The organism is Aquamicrobium soli (genome assembly GCF_042646345.1).
Taxonomy (GTDB): domain Bacteria; phylum Pseudomonadota; class Alphaproteobacteria; order Rhizobiales; family Rhizobiaceae; genus Mesorhizobium; species Mesorhizobium soli_A.
Genome location: NZ_JBHRTK010000007.1, coordinates 1 through 15,883 on the forward strand (window position 1 = coordinate 1; position 15,883 = coordinate 15,883).

Consider the following 15,883-nt stretch of genomic DNA (forward strand, 5'->3'; position numbering starts at 1 on the left):
CACCTTGCTGCGCAACTGCCCCATCAGGCCCGCAGCATGCCAGGTGGAACCGGCGGTCAGCACCTTCTTTTCAAACAGCAGGATGTCCTTCTCGCCGTCTTTGGTCAGATGGTAGGCGTTGCTGGTGCCGAGCGCGCCGAGAATGACGATGCGGGCATGCGAGGGATTTTCGTGCTCGACATCAAGTCAGGCTTTCATCTGACGCGCATACCAACGCACATAGCGGTCGACATTCTGCTCCTTCAGCGGCGAATAGGGCCCCGGCTGGAAACCGGGCGAAGTCACCCCCCTCCACTGCCGGCGGCAGATTTCCCAGTCCTCCCCCATCACGCCGTCATGGAACGCCGCGACTTTTTCCGGGTCGTAGTCCTCGCCCTCGACCGCCTTTTCATCGACCAGCCAGTAGCCCCGAACGATGGTTCTTGTCGGCGACACCGGCGTGATCCGCACGGTGTGGGCATAGTCCGAATTGGCGTGGCACCAGAAATTGATGGTTGGTGTTGGCGCGCGCGGTGCCCATGTCGGGATCGGTGAAATCCCCCATCAGCACCTTGCACACCGCCTGGCCATCGGGGCTTTCGGTCACCATGCCCTTGCGCACTGGCGTACGGTTGGCACGAAACCATTCGGACGTATAGTCCGACGAGGTGTTGACGCGGGCAACGTCGAGGCCGGCCCTGTCCCAGCGGATGGTGCACTCGGCCAGTCGCTCGGCGATCTCGCCCTGCATGGCCGGATTGTCGTTTTCGGTGTCGTACTGCACCGAGACATAGCCGTGGTGATTGGCCTCGCAGTGGTAGCATTCGCGATTGTTCTCGATCACCAGCTTCCAGTTGACGTCGAGGACGTAGTCGCGAATGAGCGCGATCTTGCCGCGGCCCATGCCCTGCGATTTCAGGATCGGCGAAAGATGCTCGCGCAGTTCGTGGAAGGGCGATGGCGTGTCGGAAAGATTGACGAAGATCAGCCCGTCGAATTCCCCCGCATGGGCAGGCTTGAGGCCATGGCTGGCCTTGTCGAATTCCTCGCCCATCATGGGCGCGCCGATCAGCGTGCCGTCATGGGCATAGGTCCAGGAATGGTAGGGGCAGACCAGGCGGGTCGCCTTGCCCCGTTCCATAGTGCAGATGACCGAGCCGCGATGGCGGCAAACATTGTGATGGGCATGGACCTTGCCGTCGCGGTCGCGCACCACCACCACCGGCGCCCCGCCGACATCGAGCGTCATGTAGTCGCCGGGGTTGGCCAATTCGACCGAGTGCCCGGCGAAGAACCAGTTGTTGCGGAAGATCTTTTCCTGCTCGGCGGTGAAAATCGCCTCGTCGGTGTAGAAATGGCTCGGCAGACCATAGCCGGGTCGGTAGGCATCGAGGACATGGACGTTCATTGCAGCGTCTCCACGGTTCGGTCGGCTGAAGGTAAGGCGTTCTTGTCTTGCGCTGCAAACGCGATTAGCTTGCGGCTACCCTAAGGAGAACTAAGCGTGCAATGCCGGCTCCCCTTCCCCTGACCTCGCTTCGCGCCTTCGAGGCGGCAGTCCGTCTCGGTAGCTTCGCGGCTGCGGCTGCGGAGTTGAACGTAACTCCCTCGGCGGTCAGCCAGCATATTCGCGCGCTTGAATTGCGGCTGTCGAAAAGCCTGTTCGACCGTCATGCCAACGGCGTGACGCCGACGGCGGCCGGCAAGCGCTATGCGGAAGAGCTTGGCCGGGGCTTCGCGCTGATCAACGAGGCGACGGCGCACATCGTGGGACGGAGCACACGCGAATTGCTGGTCGTGCATGTGGCAACGTCGTTCGCCAGCCAGTGGATAGCGCCCCGGCTCGACCTGTTTCGCGCCTCGTATCCAGGCATCGAACTCCGGCTGACCGCGCTCGGCCACGGCGTGGAGGCAGGCCGCGGCAAGGCCGACGCGGAAATACGCTACGGCTGGGGGGACTGGCCGAGGCTCGAGGCAACCGCGCTGATGCGGGAGGAAATATTCCCGGTATGCGCCCCCTCGCTTGCGGCCTCGCTTCGCACGCTGGCAGATCTAAAGGGGAGCGATCTACTGCACGTGCCGGGCTATGCAGAGGACTGGGACGTCTGGCTCGCCTCTGCCGGCATAGACAGCATCGATCCGAGCGACGGCACGTCCTTCGATCAGTCGATCATGGCTATCCGCGCCGCGGTCGAGGGCAAGGGCATCATGCTTGGCCGCTCGGTCCTGATCGAGCGGGAGCTCGCAAGCGGCCTGCTCGTCGCCCCCTTCAGTCACAAACTGCAAAGTTCCGGCGCCTACTGGTTCCTGGCCACGCCGCAGAACGCCCTCGTGCCCAAGGTCCGCGCCTTCCGGGGATGGCTGGTGGCAATGTCGCGGTAAGACTCGCAAGCGCCAAACACGTTCAGCTAAGCCAGTTCTCGCCAATGCAACGTCCTCTCCAGATCGCCTCGTGGATGCCGCGGTGCTTGAATTCCTTGGGCAAGCTTCGGAATCCATCGATCTGGCGCTAAGCGCGCGGCCGATATCGCTCGGAACTGCTCGAGCTTCTCGAAGAGGAGGGCGGAAACGCCGCCGCGCAATCATGTATTCAGAAGCAGTCTGGCAGCGCTGCCCCGGCCGTCTCAACGCCGATAATTTGATCTCTCGTGGCGAGACCGTATTCCACATCATGGGCAACAACCGGATCGAAGCCGCGATCGAAGTGCTGGAACTGATGGGAGCGCTGAAGCTCTACGGGATGCGATCGGCTTATGACGAGATCATGGGCGTCGCCATCAAGCGGCAACACGGGCCGCCGAGGATCGCCGGCGATCTGCTGCAGGCCGAGATATTGGAGAAGCAGACGCTTCTTCAATGTTGTCGACTTGGTCAACAGGCTCGAGACGGAGGCCCGCGCCGGTCGGCACGGACGCATTGCCGATCACCTACCTCGGCTATCTCCTCTTAGCCCGGACCGGTGGCCATCTGCTCTTCCGCTCGTCGTCCGCCCGGGCGTCCTGCCGGGCAAGGCCAGGCGCGACGCTTTGATGGGCGCGATGTGTCCGAGAGCTTGAGCGCAACGATAGAGGCAGGACGTCTCTCTAACAAAGCTACTGCCTTTTTTATCGCGCTTGGAACCTTTGGCGCGGACTGCAGTTGGAAGGCATTCGCGCGGCCGGCATTCCGTAGCGAATAGGCGCAATCCCGGTGTGCCATGACCATCGGGATAGTCGAGAAGCCCGTCGTCCGTCCCCTCCGGCGACGGGCTTTTTGTCGTTCTATCCGTGATCCTCAATTCGAATGGGCGTTTAATCGCCGAAGATCAAAACCAAGGACAAAAGCGAACCGAAAGACAGAATCGCACCAGTTCCAGCGCAATATATCAGTCTACGAAGGCCCTGAATTTCAGGAGAGAAGAAGAAGAGCCTGCTGAAGCTGCTGTCGCAACGCCCGCTGCGTTCCCAGAAGCTATAGCCACTGAATTCAGACGGCCTGTTGAGTTCCGCAACTTTCGTTATCATGAGGAAATAGGCGACGGCAAATGTGAGGAAGCTCACGAGAAACATCGTGACGCAGCCCCAAACCCCGATTTGCAGGAAAAAGGATTGGCCGTCGATCTTAAGCGTCATCGGCCGCCTGTCACTCTATACTCGGCACATCGCCTGAGATAAACAGCGTCACAGGCGGCCCGTACTCGCCGATATCCGGATTCGCTTCTCGGCTCCAGGTGATTACGCCTGCATGCTTGTCGACGAGGGCCATAGCTGTTCGATAGATCGATCCGCGGTCTGCCGGTCCACCGGGCCGAATGCCGCAGTCTGCAATACCTTAGGCCACAGGCTAGCTCGCAAGGGCCAGTCTTCCGTAGCGACTGACTTCTCTTTCGATCTCAAAAATCAGGTTTTCCAGAGCAGGGTTTCTGGCCTTCTTGGCGCGGCGCACGACATACGCCAGAGCCGGGGGCGTAGGCAGACAGTGAATGATCTCCATGTCTGGCTGAAGATGGCGGTCACTCAGCAGCGCAACACCCAAGCCGGCCTCCACGGCGGCAACAATGCCTGCCGCGCTGGAGCATTCGAATACAGTTTCCAACTCGGCGCCACCATCCTGTCCGACCTCGATTGCCCAGCGCCGATAGAAGCACTCATCCGCAAAGGAGAGAAATGGGATTGCCCCTTCCGGGCCCAGCGACAATTCCCGAGACTTCACCCAGTGTAATTTCTCCCGAAACAGCACCACATCGGTCGGCCGCACCTCATGGGCAAAGACCTGCACAATGGCGACGTCCAACTCGCCGCGCTCCAGCATCGACCGCAGCACCAGGCTCATCCGGACTTTCGTTCTCACCACCACTTGCGGATGCAGCCGCCGGAAACGGCCAAGTATGCGCGATAGGTCCGTGCATGTGGTGTCCTCCGTGAAACCCAGCAGAATTCGACCAGTCAAATCCGACTTCGCGAAGTTCCTCAACGCTTCATCGTGGAGGCCGAGAATTTTGATCGCGTATTCCATAAGACCTTCGCCTTCGGACGTGAACATGCCACCGCCGGGTCGCCTGTCCAACAGCTCGCAGCCAAGGCTGGTTTCCATGCGTTTCACCTTGTGGCTCACGGCCGATTGCGTGAGGCCCAGCGCCTCAGCCGCCCGCGTCACGCCCCCGTGGAGCTTGATTGCGCGCAGAGCGCGTAGCGCGTCGATGTCCAGTCGCCTGCCGGTGATGTGGGTTATCATCGTAAATCCTTTCGATGACTGAATGCGCCAGACACATCGGTATTGCAACGAATGATTAACATCCGAACAAATTTGTCATGCCACGATCGAAATTTGTCATGTGCGCGCTGCGTCCGGAATGAGTAATCCGGTTTGATTTCCACGCAGGCTTCCAATGACCGTTTTTTCGCTGACCTCAATCGCCACGCCCCGGTCGCCCTTGCTTTTGCCTGTTATGGCGGCGCTTCTCGTTGTGTCTTGGAGTTCAGGATTCGTCGGTATTCGCTATGCCAACGAACAGGCTAGCGTGTCCCTCCTGCTGTTCTGGCGAACGCTCCTGTCTGGCATCATTCTCCTCCCCTTCGCGCTGGCATTCGGGCCGAAGATGCGCCTGCGCGCCGTCCTGTCGCAGGTTTGGTTCGGCGTTATGGCCGTCTTCGTTTATCTCGGCGGCTTCGCGCTTGCTATCGAGCAGCGCATTCCGACCGGACTGGTCGCGCTGATTTCAGATCTTGTCCCGCTGGCGATCGCGGCAATGGCGCAGCCCCTTTTGGGCGAGCGGCTTACCGCGCGGCAATGGCTCGGCACCGCCATCGCCGTTTCTGGAGTGCTGATGGTTTCTTTTGACAGCCTGAGCTTGGGAACCGCGCCCTTTTGGGCGTATGGCGTGACCGTCGGTTCCATGTTGGCGTTTGCCTTGGCTTCGGTTCTCCGCAGGGGGCGGGTGTCACTCCACATGCCCGTCCACCAAAGCCTCTGCGTCCACACGTTGACGGGTGCAGTTCTGTTCGGCGTCTGCGCCATGGCACAAGGAGGGATCGCCCCGCCCATGACCCGCGAGTTCGCTATAGGGATGGCGTGGCTCGTTCTGGTCGCTACCTTTGCCTGCTACTCTGTGTACTACACGATGCTGCGCCTGTGTCCGGTAGCGAAGGTCAGTGCAGCCATCTACCTAAGCCCGCCGGTGACGATGATCTGGTCTTGGATGCTATTCTCGGAGCCGCTGTCCGTAGCGATGTTCGTTGGGCTTGCGGTGACCTTGGGCGGGGTCTGGCTTACATCACGCGGTTAGGTTTCCGTCCTGCATTCGCGAAAGGTGCCCCGGCGGGCGTGCCCTCCGACGTCAGACTTGGTCGCTTCTGTTAGGGGCAGGACATTCTTGGCGCGCTGGCTGCAGGTTGATGAGCCTCTGCGGCCTGATCTATAACGGTGCATGGCAAGATGGACGATCCAATCCCTGATCGACGGCAAAATGACGGTGACTGCCTACTGTCACGCCGTCCAATGCGGCCATCATCAGGTTCTCGATCTGGAAAAACTTCGTGACCGCCTCGGGCCCGACGCGCCGGCAATGGCGGTCGACCTGGAACCGAAACTGGTTTGCTCGAAGTGCCGCGGGAAAAAGCTTAGCCTGATCTACGCGGCCGACGATGCCAAGGTGGCTGGTATGGGAAAGGTGAACGGAAACCGCTACGCCCAGACCAAAGGCAAGTGATGCCGGGGCTGCTCAGTCCTCGTCCTGTAGCCAAGCCAGCCCTTCGGCGCGAGTTTTGAAGGTCGGAGCGGCAGGGGCCTTGAGGCGCCCCCGCTCAACCTGAATGAAAATCGTCCCCTGATCCGAGCTCGGCGCATGGGCCAACATCCGAGCCATGCAGAACCGCGTTAAAACCTTCTCGCTCAGCCAATGGGTTTACCGACAGCGCAACGTAGTCGAGCGGTTCTTCAACAAACTCAAACACTTCAGGGCCGTCGCCACCAGATACGACAAGCGCGACGACAACTTCCTCGCTTCTGTCCAACTCGCGTCAGTCCGCATCTGACGGCGGAGTTATGAGTCCGTCACCTCCAGTGCCTCGCCCCATCACCAAGAACCTGACTCAGATTTCACTTCTCCTCGCGCGGCGGCGTCATCCCAACGCGTTCCCGCACCGCCTGCTCAGTCTTGCTCGCCCCGGCTTTCACGACCTCCGCCACCTTCTCGGTGACTGGAGTGTCCGGATCACCAGCCAGCCCCTGCCGATCGGCTTCGTCCCTGATGGACTGATAGGTCTCTGCAGCAACTTCCTTTGCTTCCTCTATGCCCTTTTTAACAAGGGCATCCGCCGCGCCGCGCACCTCGTCGCGGTAGCGCCCCATCTGCTGGTCTTCGACATCAGTATGCGGCAACATGACACCGATGGCGGTTCCTACTGCAAGGCCGAGCGCCGCCACTGCCAGTGGCTCCCGCTGAAACAGCTCCAGGGTCGCAGAGCCGGCCTGTCGGGTGGCTTGTCCGGCTGCACTTCGACTCACGCCAACGGTTCTTTCCAGTCGCTCGCCGACCGCACCTGCTTCACTCTGAACTGCGGAAGCGGCACGGCTCGCTAGTGACGCTACCGATGCCGTCGCCTGCGACAGCGGGTTGCCCGCGGATGCCTCTTCCTCACGGTGTTCGTCCGATTCCCACTTTCCGCCAGCGGTGTGGTCGGGCGAGCTGGAGGCGGGGTTGCCATCAGGTGCTTGCGCAGTCGACGCACCCTTCCCCAGTACCAACCAAGCAAGGCCGACTCCCATCATTGTCACGGCGAGCGGATTATCGCGAATTTGCCCCTTCATGTTGGACAGGGCTGCGGCGCCATCTCCGCCTGAAAACAGCCCGGCAAATTCGTCGATCAACTGGCCGGGGCTCATTTTGTTTCGGATTGATTCAGCCGTATCCGCAATGTGAGCGCGGGTAGTTTCGGCGTCTCGTTCAAGTTCAGCTGCTGATTTTTCACTCATTTGATTTGTTCCTTAACAACGCCGACGTCCTGTTTGAGCTGACCCTGAGTACGCTCGGGCGCTAGATCGGACGGGTTCATGCTAGCGGCACCGGAGCGGAGCAAAAAAACGCCCAATCCTGCGACGATTACTCCTACCAGCAGGGACGACCATCCCGTCCCAAGTCCCGCGTTAGCCAGCGCGATCACCAAGGCCTGCAGAAGCACGATAAGCGCCGCGATCAGACAGATGGCGCCGCCCAGCACCTCAATCGCGCCGGCGCCGACCTTGGCGAGCTTCTCCGACATTTCGGCTCGTAACAGCCGTCCTTCGGTTTGCAGAAGAGTTGTCACCTGTTGAGCGAGATCGCTTACCAAGGTGACCAGGCCGCGGCTTTCCCCATTTTCAGTCATGAGTGCGCTCCGCATTCGGGTGGGAGACATCTGGCGCCCCCAGTGGACTGCCGTGCTCATTTAAAGATGCGGAAGGGTTGCTGCGGCCTTCAGGGCCGACTGCCTCTTTGCCATGGTCCGGTGCGGAACTCTTGAGAAATCGTCCCAAGGCCAAGCCAGCCAACACTGACCCCGCGATTAACGCCGGCGAATTATCGCGCCCGAAAGACCGCACTTCGCCAAGTACTTCTTCCAACGGCTTATTCTTTAGGGAGGAAGCGAGTCGTTCGAGACCCCCTGCAGCGTCGAGGACAAATTTGGAGGCTCTGCGTTGATCGCTGTTGGCGAGATGCTCGCTGGCAGCTCGCAGGGCTCCGCCAAACGCCACCATATTGCTGCTGATGTTCTGCTGTACCCCTTCCGCTTGTTGGGTCACCGCCTCTTTAGCTTCAGCTGCGTATTCGCTCACCTTTTCGGCGAGTTCCTGCTGCGCGCCCTGAATAACTTCTGTTGCCGTTTGCTTTTCGTGCTCTAGCCGTTCTGTCACTTCATTTTTAGCGGCCGAAAAATCAGCAGAGCTTGATCCCGATTTCCCTTGCATGTCGCGCTCCTTAGTGGATCCCGAGGAAAGACAGAACCGCCAGCACGACAACCACCAAGCCGATGAGATAAATTACGCTGTTCATGTGCGAACTCCTTCCTGATCGGAGTGAACGAGTTCGACGTCCGGCCGTTCCACGCGCCTTAAATTTTTGAGCCGCTGAAGCGGACGACAAAACGTGATCGTTGACGCCGAATAGCGTATAGAGAAACACCATCCCGGTCACCTCGTACGTCCTGCCGCCGCTTTTCGGCCCCGTAGCGGTGGCCTCGCGGGCCCCGGCAACTAAGTCGGGTATGGACGTTCCAAATCCGAACGTTATTTCAGGCCATGGTGGGTGACCGGACGAAGGCGCTGATATTTCTATCCGTTATAGCCCGATGCAAGTTGAAGCTTGGTAGTGGCAAGCATTATTCAGGTTGCCAACTCAATAGTCCTTCTCGTAGAACAGGCCGAGGCTGGAATCGGTCGTGCCGACCGCGCCCTTGGCCTTCAGATCCTTGGTTATGTCGAGATTGATCGTGCCCTTGGTATCGCCCTCGGCACCTGCTTCGACGCCGAGATAGATATTGTTCTGGATATAGCGGCCGGCACGTACCGCCGTCTGGCCTTTTTCGCTGGTCACCACGTCGAGGTCGTCGAGCCCTGTCGCCTTGCGCAGATTGCCAAGAAGCGACGTGTTCGAGCCGCCGGCAAGCTCGGCGACGGCGGCGGCGAGCTGGGCGATCTGGAAGGCGGAAAGGTCGTTGACGCTGCGGTTGAAGATCAGCCGCGCCAGTACCTCGTCCTGCGGCAGTTCGGGCTGCGAGGAAAACACGACCTTCGGATCGGAGACGCTACCGGTCACCGTCACGAAGGCAGTGATGTCGGTACCTTCCGAGGTGGCCACGAGATGGACCATCGGATCGAGGTCGCCGACCATGGTCACCTCGCCCTCGGTAAAGACGATGCGCTGGCCGATGATGGAAAGCCGGCCGCGGATCAGCTTGAAGCCGCCGACCGGCCGGATACCCGTGACCGAGCCGGTTAGCTTGATTTCGCCGCCAAGCTCGGCGTCGAGCCCGCGTCCGCGCACGAAGATGCGTGCCGGCGCGCGCACCGTCAGGTCGAGCTTCGCCACGCTCGGGCGGCTGGTAGGCACCGGCGTGCCGTCGTCGGCGTGGGCACGCTTCAACGTTGCGGCGACCTTCGGCGGTGCATTCCGATGCTTGACGTTGATGCCTGCCGCGCCGCCGCCGAGCGTATCCGGCACGGTGATTTCGGCACGCTCTATATCGATATTACCGGAGATGAGCGGGTCGGCGACGAGCGGGCCGGTGACGCCGATGTTACCGTTCAGCCGCGCCACCACCATGTTGCCGTCCGCATAACGGGCGTTGTCGAGCACGATCCTGATATTGGCGGGGAAGTTCGCCGCCGCATTGGTCGAGATCGTACCAGTAACGGCGATCTTGCCGCCCTTGCCGAGCGAGGCGGTCACCGACCGGAGCGTCACCGTCTCATCGGCGATCGAGCCGTTCACGGCGATGTCGCCAAGACGAAGGTTCGTGTCCGGATCGACGAACTGGGCGCCGGAAGTGGAGAAATTGCCATTGATGAGCGGCTTGCGGATGCTGCCGGAAACCTTGGCGTTGAGCGCCAGAATGCCCGAAGCCTGTGCGCCGCGATCGGCGAGCAACCGGTTGACGTGCGAGAGCGGCGCCTTGCCGTCGACTTTTACGCCGAGGCCGGAGCCGGAAAGCGGCACACGCCCGTTTGCCGAGATGGACAGGCCTTGCGGCGAATTGGCCGTTGCGGAGCGGAGCGTTACCGCCTTGCCTTCGTAGCGGCCGGCCGCCTTGACATCGAGATAGCTGACGCCGGCGTTTTCGAGCGGCGTCGCGGAAACGCGGTTGCCGTCGATGGCGAAATCGGCGTTCGGATCGGCAAGCGTGCCGCCGATCTTCGCCGAACCGGAGAGCTTGCCGCCGAGATTCTGGCCCTTGGCGACACCGTTCAGCGCGGCAAGTGGGAAGGCGCCGAGATCCACCTTCATGGCGATATGGCCTTCCTTGTCCAGCGGCACATTGCCCCTAGCGGCGGCGCGGAGCCCCTCGGGGCTGGCGATATTGGCGTCGAGTTGCAGGGTCTTGCCGCTCGAATTGCCCTTTGCATCGACGGAGAGGGTCGAAAGCCCGGCCTCCTTGAGGACGGAGACGGTCAGACCCTTGCCCTGCAAGGAGAATTTGATGTCCGGATTGGCGCGCTCCCCGGAAATATTCGCATTGCCGTCGACCGTGCCGCCGGCCGCGAGGTCCGTGCGCACGGCGTTGGCGATGGCCAGCGGCAGCGCCTGGATCGTCACCGCGAAGTCCAGCGTATCGGCGATCTTCCCCTTGGCGTCGATGCGTCCGCCGCCCGCATTGAGCGACAGGCTGTCGATGGCGAGGTTCGGGCCCTGGACGAGAATGCTCGCGGGCTCCGCGAGGGCGACGGAAAGCTTGCCCTGCTTCAGATCGGTCTGCGTCAGCCGCAGCCGATAGCCGCCATTTTCGGGAGCGAGCGAGCCTGCGACGACAGCATCGGTGCCGTTCCTGAGATTGGCGGCTGCGTCGAATTTCGTGGCCTCGCCGTTGCGGTCGGCGTTCGCGTCGAGCCTCGCCACCTCGATCTTCGCCACCGTCAGGTCGGTCGCCTTTGCGGAACCGTTCACGGCGGGTACGCCGAACAGGTCGGCGAAGGTCGCGGTGAGCTCGGCCTGCCCGATATGGTTGTCGCCGACGGTGACGCCGTCGAGCCTCGCGGAGATATCGGCGGCCTGCTTGCCTTCCGCGTTCGAGAGCGCGATGTCGGAATGGGCCGCGCCGTTCGCCTGCTGGAGGAAGAGAGCGGCCGCCGTCGAGATATCGGTCGAAGCGAGCGTGAGCTTGCCATCGAGGAGACCGGCTTCCGTCTGCGTCACGTCGCCGGAAAGCCGGGTGGCGCCGGCCGTGAAAGAGAGCTCCGTCAGCCGTTTTTCGCCATTGGCGAGGGCGATGTCCGAGGCCAGCGAAACCGGTGCGTTGTCGAGCATGGCATCGCCGGCAAGCTTACCGGAGAGATTGCCGTCCTGCAGGATGCCGTCGAAATTCATGACGGCATTTGCGAGTTTCTTCTCGGCCAGCGTGCCTTCTGGCACCTCGGCCTTGAAGGCAACCGCAATGCGGCCGTCGTCGCCCTTGGCGCGGCCGGAAGCGGTCAGCTTGCCGCTTGCTTGCTTTGCGGCGAGAGCAAGGTCAGCGAGCGTGAAATCGAAGCCGAAATCCGCCTTGCCGGTGGCGAACTTGCCATCGGCGGCAAGGGTAAGTTGCTGGTTCTCTATGCGGAGCTTGTCGGCGGTCAGGCCGGTCTCGTCGCGGGCGACGCGTCCGGTGATCGAGGTGACGCCGCCAAGCAGGTTGTCGGCGGAAGGGCTGTCGATGGTGAGGTCGGTCGTCTTTCCGTCGAGCGCCATGTCGAGCCCGCCGGAGAGCGGCTTCAACTGACCTTTGGCGCCGAGTTTCATCGAGCCGGAAAGCTGGCGGTCGGCGAGGCCGGAGAAAGGCGCGATGCTCGCCGCATCGACGTCGATCGTGCCGTTGAAGATGTTTTGGGCGATCTCGCCGGCGATGGAGAGGCTAAGGCCATTGCCGGAAAGGAGCGCTTTCGACAGTTTGACGGGTTCGCCGGCCAGCCAGTCTCCCTGGATATCGAGATCGATCTCCTTGCCGAGGGCCGTTGCAACGTCCGTACGCTCCGAGGTGATGCCGGAGGCTTTGCCCTTCGTGGAGAAGGAGATGTGGCGGGACGTCGGCCGGTCCATATTCTCGGCGACACCACCCATGTCGAGCGCGATGTTCTGGGATGCAAAGGTCGGAGAATTAAGCCCGGTAATATCGAGCGATCCGGTCCATTTCTGGTTCGGGTCGTCACCGAAGGCGATGGCGAGTTTGGCGCCTTCGACGGTCGTCTGCGCGCCCGGTACGGGCAGGAGCACCGTCTTGCCGGTCTGGTCGGCGATCAAGGCGCCGAGCTTCAGGCGGCGCAGGAAGCCGTCCGATGTCGTGGCGAGACTACCGTCAAGCTTGAGTGCATTGCTGGCAAGGTTCAACCGGCCGAGGCTGACGCTGCCGGAATCCTTGACGACGCCGTTGGCAAGGAGATTGGTTTCCGCACCGAAGAAATCGCGGAATTGGGGTGGCACGAGCCTTGCGATCGGTCCGCCCAGTTTCGCGGAAAAGCCATAGCCGTCATCGCTGCGGCGGATGTTCGTGGTTCCGGTCAGCACGCGCTGGTGATCGGCGTCCAGCGTCAGCGCGAGGTCGAGCTTGTCGAGCGGGCCGGAGCCCTTTAGCGTCATCTCGACCGGGGGCTTGCCTTCGATGTTCAGGAGGTTGGCGACGATGCCATTCGCCGGCTCCGCCAGCGACAGGTCGAGGTCGAGTTTCTTCGTTTCGTTGGCGTATTTGGCGGCGAGCTTGAATTCGCCGCCGGGACCGTCGAGCCGGTTGATGTCAAGCGTCGTATCGAGCGAGCCGTCGGCGAGGTCGAGGCGGCCGGCAAGCTTCAACTGCGAGCCGAGGCCGAAGACACTCTCGCTGAAGGTGATCTTCGCCACGCTCAGTTCCCTCAGCTTGATCGAGACCGGCAGCTGAGGCAACTGGAAGCCGCTCGATTCCGGAGCCGGCACCCCCTTTCCGGGCAGCGGCTTGCGCAGCATGTCGATCTCGTCCGCAGCAAGCTTGTTCACGTCGAGGCGACCGAGCAGGAGCGAGGCGCGGTTCCAGTCGATCGAGGCGTTGACGATCTTCAGCCAGACCCCCTGCTGGTCGGCGATGGTAATCTCGCCGATGGTGGCGCTTGAGGAGAGCAGGCCACTGATGCCTGAAATGTTGATTCGGCGGTCCGGTGTGGAAAGCTTCTGCTCCACATATTGCAAAAAATATGACTTCTCGAGCTCTGCCTTATCCTGCGCGAAGGCCGGAGAGATGGTGAGCAGAAGAGCTATGGCAACAAGGATCCGTCTCAAAACGCTTGCCCCAGACCGATATAGAAGGCTAGGCGCGGATCGCCTTCGTGGCGGTCCAGCGGGACGGCCACGTCCGCCCGCAATGGCCCAAGTCCGGTATAGTAGCGAAGCCCCGCGCCGACGCCGACTCGGAATTTCTGAGAGAAATCGGGAACGGAATCGGCGCCGACATAGCCGGCATCAACGAAGCCGACCACTCCGATCGAATCGGTGATATGCGCGCGCAGTTCCGCTGACGCCTCGGCCAGTGAGCGCCCGCCGGTGACGATGCCGCCCGGCCCCTCGACGCCGATATTGCGGTAGGCGTAGCCGCGGACAGAGCCGCCGCCCCCGGCCAGGAAGAGCTTGTCCGGCGCGGTCTCAGCAATGGACGGGCCGACGATCGAGCCCACCTTCAGCCGTCCGGCCAGCACGAAACGCCTTTCCTTGCCGAAGCCATAATAGGCGCGGCCCTCGGCTTCCATGCGGACCGCCGGGTTGCCGTAGTTGAATTCGTAGAAGGGGTGCACGGTCCCGTCGAGATAGTAGCCGCTGGTCGGGTCGGTCTTATTGTCGCGTGTATCGTAGATGAGCCCGCCGAGAACGCCGACGTCGAGGAAATCGCGGATGCCGAAATCGTCATTGAAGCGCGATGGCCCGCCGGCGAGGAACAGTTTACCCGAAAGCTCGTCCGTGAAGATGCGATTGAAGCCGATCAGGCCGGTGATAGACGTGCGGGTGTAAATGTCGAGCACTTCGCGGTCGCCGACCACCGAGGCGACCAAATCCGAATCCGGCGTGAAGACGCCGGGGCGGGTGAAGCTCACGCCGGCGCGATAGGTAAGGTCGGCCGGGTTGGTGGTATTGCCGAAGCCGGCGACCTTGGTTTCCAGCTTCAGGCTTTCGGCGTGGCCGAACAGGTTGCGGTGCAGCCAGTATGCTTTTAAACCGGCGCCGTCCAGGGTCGAATAGTCGGCGCCCACGCCGAAGCGGTGGAGCGGCCGCTCCTGCACGATGAGGTTAATCGGCATGAGGCCGTCGGGATCAATCACATTCGCTTCCTCGAAGCGGGACGAGCGGAACACGCCGAGCCGCATCAGGCGCTTGTTAGCGCGGTCGATGTCGTCGGGATCGTATTCCTGGCCCCGCGGCAGACCCGCCATCCAGGCGACGAAGGCCGGGTCCATGCGGTCCGTGCCCCTGACCGCGACAGGGCCGTAATAGGCCTTGCGCCCCGGCTTCATCTCAATCGTCGCATCGACCGTGTTCGTCCGGTGGGCCGCGACGACACGTTGGGACGCCACCTTGGCTTTTGGATAGCCTTGCTGACGCCAAGCTTCCGTCGCCAGTGCGTCGGCCTTCAGGATCGTGCCGGAACGGGCTAGTTGCCCGGGCGCGAAGCCCTGGTCCTGCGGCAGGGGCACCTTGTCCCTGCGGTTCGTCGTGGTCGGCGCCTGATTGGCGATCGCGGTTCGGCCAAAGAGGAAGGATGGACCGGGATCGACCGAAACGCTGATCTTCACCGGCTGGGAAAGCTCGACGTCGGGCGGCAATTCACTGACCTCGCGTCCGTCGGCCTTGATGCTGATCGAACCGCCGTATCGGCCTCGACCATAGAGCGTGTCGAGCAGCCGCCGATAGTCGCTGCGCGCCTTGGAGAGCAGGCCGGACACGCCGGAGGCGGGTTTGTCCTTATCTCTCCAGAGGGCGGATGCGGCTTCGAGCGTCTTCTTCACATCCTTGGTTTCGGAATTGCCATCGAACCTCGTCGCATTGGAGACGTTGAAATCGACCGAATATACGACCGGCTCGCCGATCGTATCCTCGTTCTTCTGTTCCTGATTGGGCCTCTCGAAGAACTTCACCCCGAAAAGCTTGAATGCGTACGCAGGCGACCAAGCCGCCGCCAAGGCAAGGGCGAGAAGAAGTGCCTGGCCTTTATGTGGGTGCTTCGAAACTTTTATCCCCAACCCTCTTCTCAACGCATACCCCAAAACACCGGTCCACCACCATAGGCAATCGATGGGGAAGGGCAAAACTCGATCTTCACTTACTGGGTGCAAAATGGCGTCCTGTTGCGCGGAGGCCACATTCACCCCGGTTCGCAACGGTCAATCTAGCCGGCTGATTGCTATCATAAACCGAAGTTGGAGAAGCACCGGCGACCTCCAGTCATTGAGTAAAGACTGACATGACAGCGGTAACCGCGAAAGTTCCCGCCAATCATAGCCAAGCACGATCTTGAAGCCGAAGAAGGCGAGCGTCAGCGCGCCGTGCATCACTTGAAACGGCTGATTACCCATCCCTGCGCAAGATTGCCGAGCGTCGAAAAGCTTTGCGGCGCGATGGTTGCCCAGGGGATGACCGCGACAATGAGCGCGTCCGAGATGGCAAACGCCACCGGCTTGGTACCAAAACTGCAGTCCGCGCGCTCGATGCCGATGCGGGGGATCTGCGCCGGATGGACAAGGTTGC

General features: G+C 61.6%; 13 protein-coding genes and 2 pseudogenes. 5 read left to right on the forward strand and 10 right to left on the reverse strand.

Features of this window, described 5'->3' with window-relative positions:
* Window positions 1-186: 186 nt before the first annotated feature.
* Window positions 187-435, reverse strand: a complete 249-nt coding sequence (locus ACFOHJ_RS06280; RefSeq protein WP_378219621.1) for an SRPBCC family protein — start codon at window positions 433-435, stop codon at window positions 187-189.
* On the reverse strand, window positions 389-1,387 hold the full coding sequence (locus ACFOHJ_RS06285; protein WP_378219623.1) for an aromatic ring-hydroxylating oxygenase subunit alpha: 999 nt from the start codon (window positions 1,385-1,387) through the stop codon (window positions 389-391). The genes ACFOHJ_RS06280 and ACFOHJ_RS06285 overlap by 47 nt, the downstream gene beginning before the upstream one ends.
* A 101-nt stretch (window positions 1,388-1,488) precedes the next feature.
* On the opposite strand from ACFOHJ_RS06285, the gene ACFOHJ_RS06290 reads away from it, so the two are divergent.
* On the forward strand, window positions 1,489-2,361 hold the full coding sequence (locus ACFOHJ_RS06290) for a LysR substrate-binding domain-containing protein (RefSeq protein ID WP_378219624.1): 873 nt from the start codon (window positions 1,489-1,491) through the stop codon (window positions 2,359-2,361).
* A gap of 289 nt (window positions 2,362-2,650) precedes the next feature.
* Window positions 2,651-2,918 (forward strand): annotated as a pseudogene (locus ACFOHJ_RS06295) (hypothetical protein); the annotation flags it as partial.
* 351 nt (window positions 2,919-3,269) lie between these two features.
* Here the strand turns inward: ACFOHJ_RS06295 and ACFOHJ_RS06300 are convergent.
* Together ACFOHJ_RS06300 and ACFOHJ_RS06305 are read right to left on the reverse strand one after the other, a co-directional pair.
* The gene (locus ACFOHJ_RS06300; RefSeq protein ID WP_378219626.1) at window positions 3,270-3,590 is read right to left on the reverse strand and encodes a hypothetical protein; all 321 of its coding nucleotides are present in this window, start codon (window positions 3,588-3,590) and stop codon (window positions 3,270-3,272) included.
* A 211-nt stretch (window positions 3,591-3,801) separates the two neighbouring features.
* Window positions 3,802-4,692, reverse strand: coding sequence for a LysR family transcriptional regulator (locus ACFOHJ_RS06305; protein WP_378219629.1), 891 nt, complete (start codon window positions 4,690-4,692; stop codon window positions 3,802-3,804).
* A 154-nt stretch (window positions 4,693-4,846) separates the two neighbouring features.
* Between ACFOHJ_RS06305 and ACFOHJ_RS06310 the strand changes: the two genes are divergently transcribed.
* The 3 genes and pseudogenes from ACFOHJ_RS06310 to ACFOHJ_RS06320 all read left to right on the forward strand — a co-directional run.
* Window positions 4,847-5,743: a DMT family transporter gene (locus ACFOHJ_RS06310; RefSeq protein ID WP_378219631.1), complete on the forward strand. Its 897-nt coding sequence runs from the start codon at window positions 4,847-4,849 to the stop codon at window positions 5,741-5,743.
* 141 nt (window positions 5,744-5,884) lie between these two features.
* Window positions 5,885-6,166, forward strand: coding sequence for a hypothetical protein (locus tag ACFOHJ_RS06315; RefSeq protein WP_378219633.1), 282 nt, complete (start codon window positions 5,885-5,887; stop codon window positions 6,164-6,166).
* 193 nt (window positions 6,167-6,359) lie between these two features.
* Window positions 6,360-6,491: pseudogene (locus tag ACFOHJ_RS06320) on the forward strand (transposase); the annotation flags it as partial.
* Between the two features lie 64 nt (window positions 6,492-6,555).
* On the opposite strand, the gene ACFOHJ_RS06325 reads toward ACFOHJ_RS06320, so the two are convergent.
* From ACFOHJ_RS06325 to ACFOHJ_RS06350, 6 genes are all read right to left on the reverse strand, one after another.
* Window positions 6,556-7,431, reverse strand: coding sequence for a DUF3618 domain-containing protein (locus tag ACFOHJ_RS06325; protein ID WP_378219635.1), 876 nt, complete (start codon window positions 7,429-7,431; stop codon window positions 6,556-6,558).
* Window positions 7,428-7,823 (reverse strand): phage holin family protein, encoded by a 396-nt coding sequence (locus ACFOHJ_RS06330; protein ID WP_378219637.1) that lies wholly within the window; start codon window positions 7,821-7,823, stop codon window positions 7,428-7,430. The genes ACFOHJ_RS06325 and ACFOHJ_RS06330 overlap by 4 nt, the downstream gene beginning before the upstream one ends.
* Window positions 7,816-8,403 carry a hypothetical protein gene (locus tag ACFOHJ_RS06335; RefSeq protein ID WP_378219639.1) on the reverse strand — a complete coding sequence of 196 codons (588 nt, stop codon included), beginning with the start codon at window positions 8,401-8,403 and terminating at the stop codon, window positions 7,816-7,818. The genes ACFOHJ_RS06330 and ACFOHJ_RS06335 overlap by 8 nt, the downstream gene beginning before the upstream one ends.
* 427 nt (window positions 8,404-8,830) lie before the next feature.
* Window positions 8,831-13,429, reverse strand: coding sequence for a translocation/assembly module TamB domain-containing protein (locus ACFOHJ_RS06340; protein WP_378219641.1), 4,599 nt, complete (start codon window positions 13,427-13,429; stop codon window positions 8,831-8,833).
* A complete protein-coding gene (locus ACFOHJ_RS06345) occupies window positions 13,426-15,378 on the reverse strand; it encodes an autotransporter assembly complex protein TamA (RefSeq protein WP_449224163.1) in 1,953 nt (650 codons plus the stop codon). The genes ACFOHJ_RS06340 and ACFOHJ_RS06345 overlap by 4 nt, the downstream gene beginning before the upstream one ends.
* A gap of 308 nt (window positions 15,379-15,686) precedes the next feature.
* Window positions 15,687-15,809: a hypothetical protein gene (locus ACFOHJ_RS06350; RefSeq protein ID WP_378219643.1), complete on the reverse strand. Its 123-nt coding sequence runs from the start codon at window positions 15,807-15,809 to the stop codon at window positions 15,687-15,689.
* Between the last annotated feature and the right edge of the window lie 74 nt (window positions 15,810-15,883).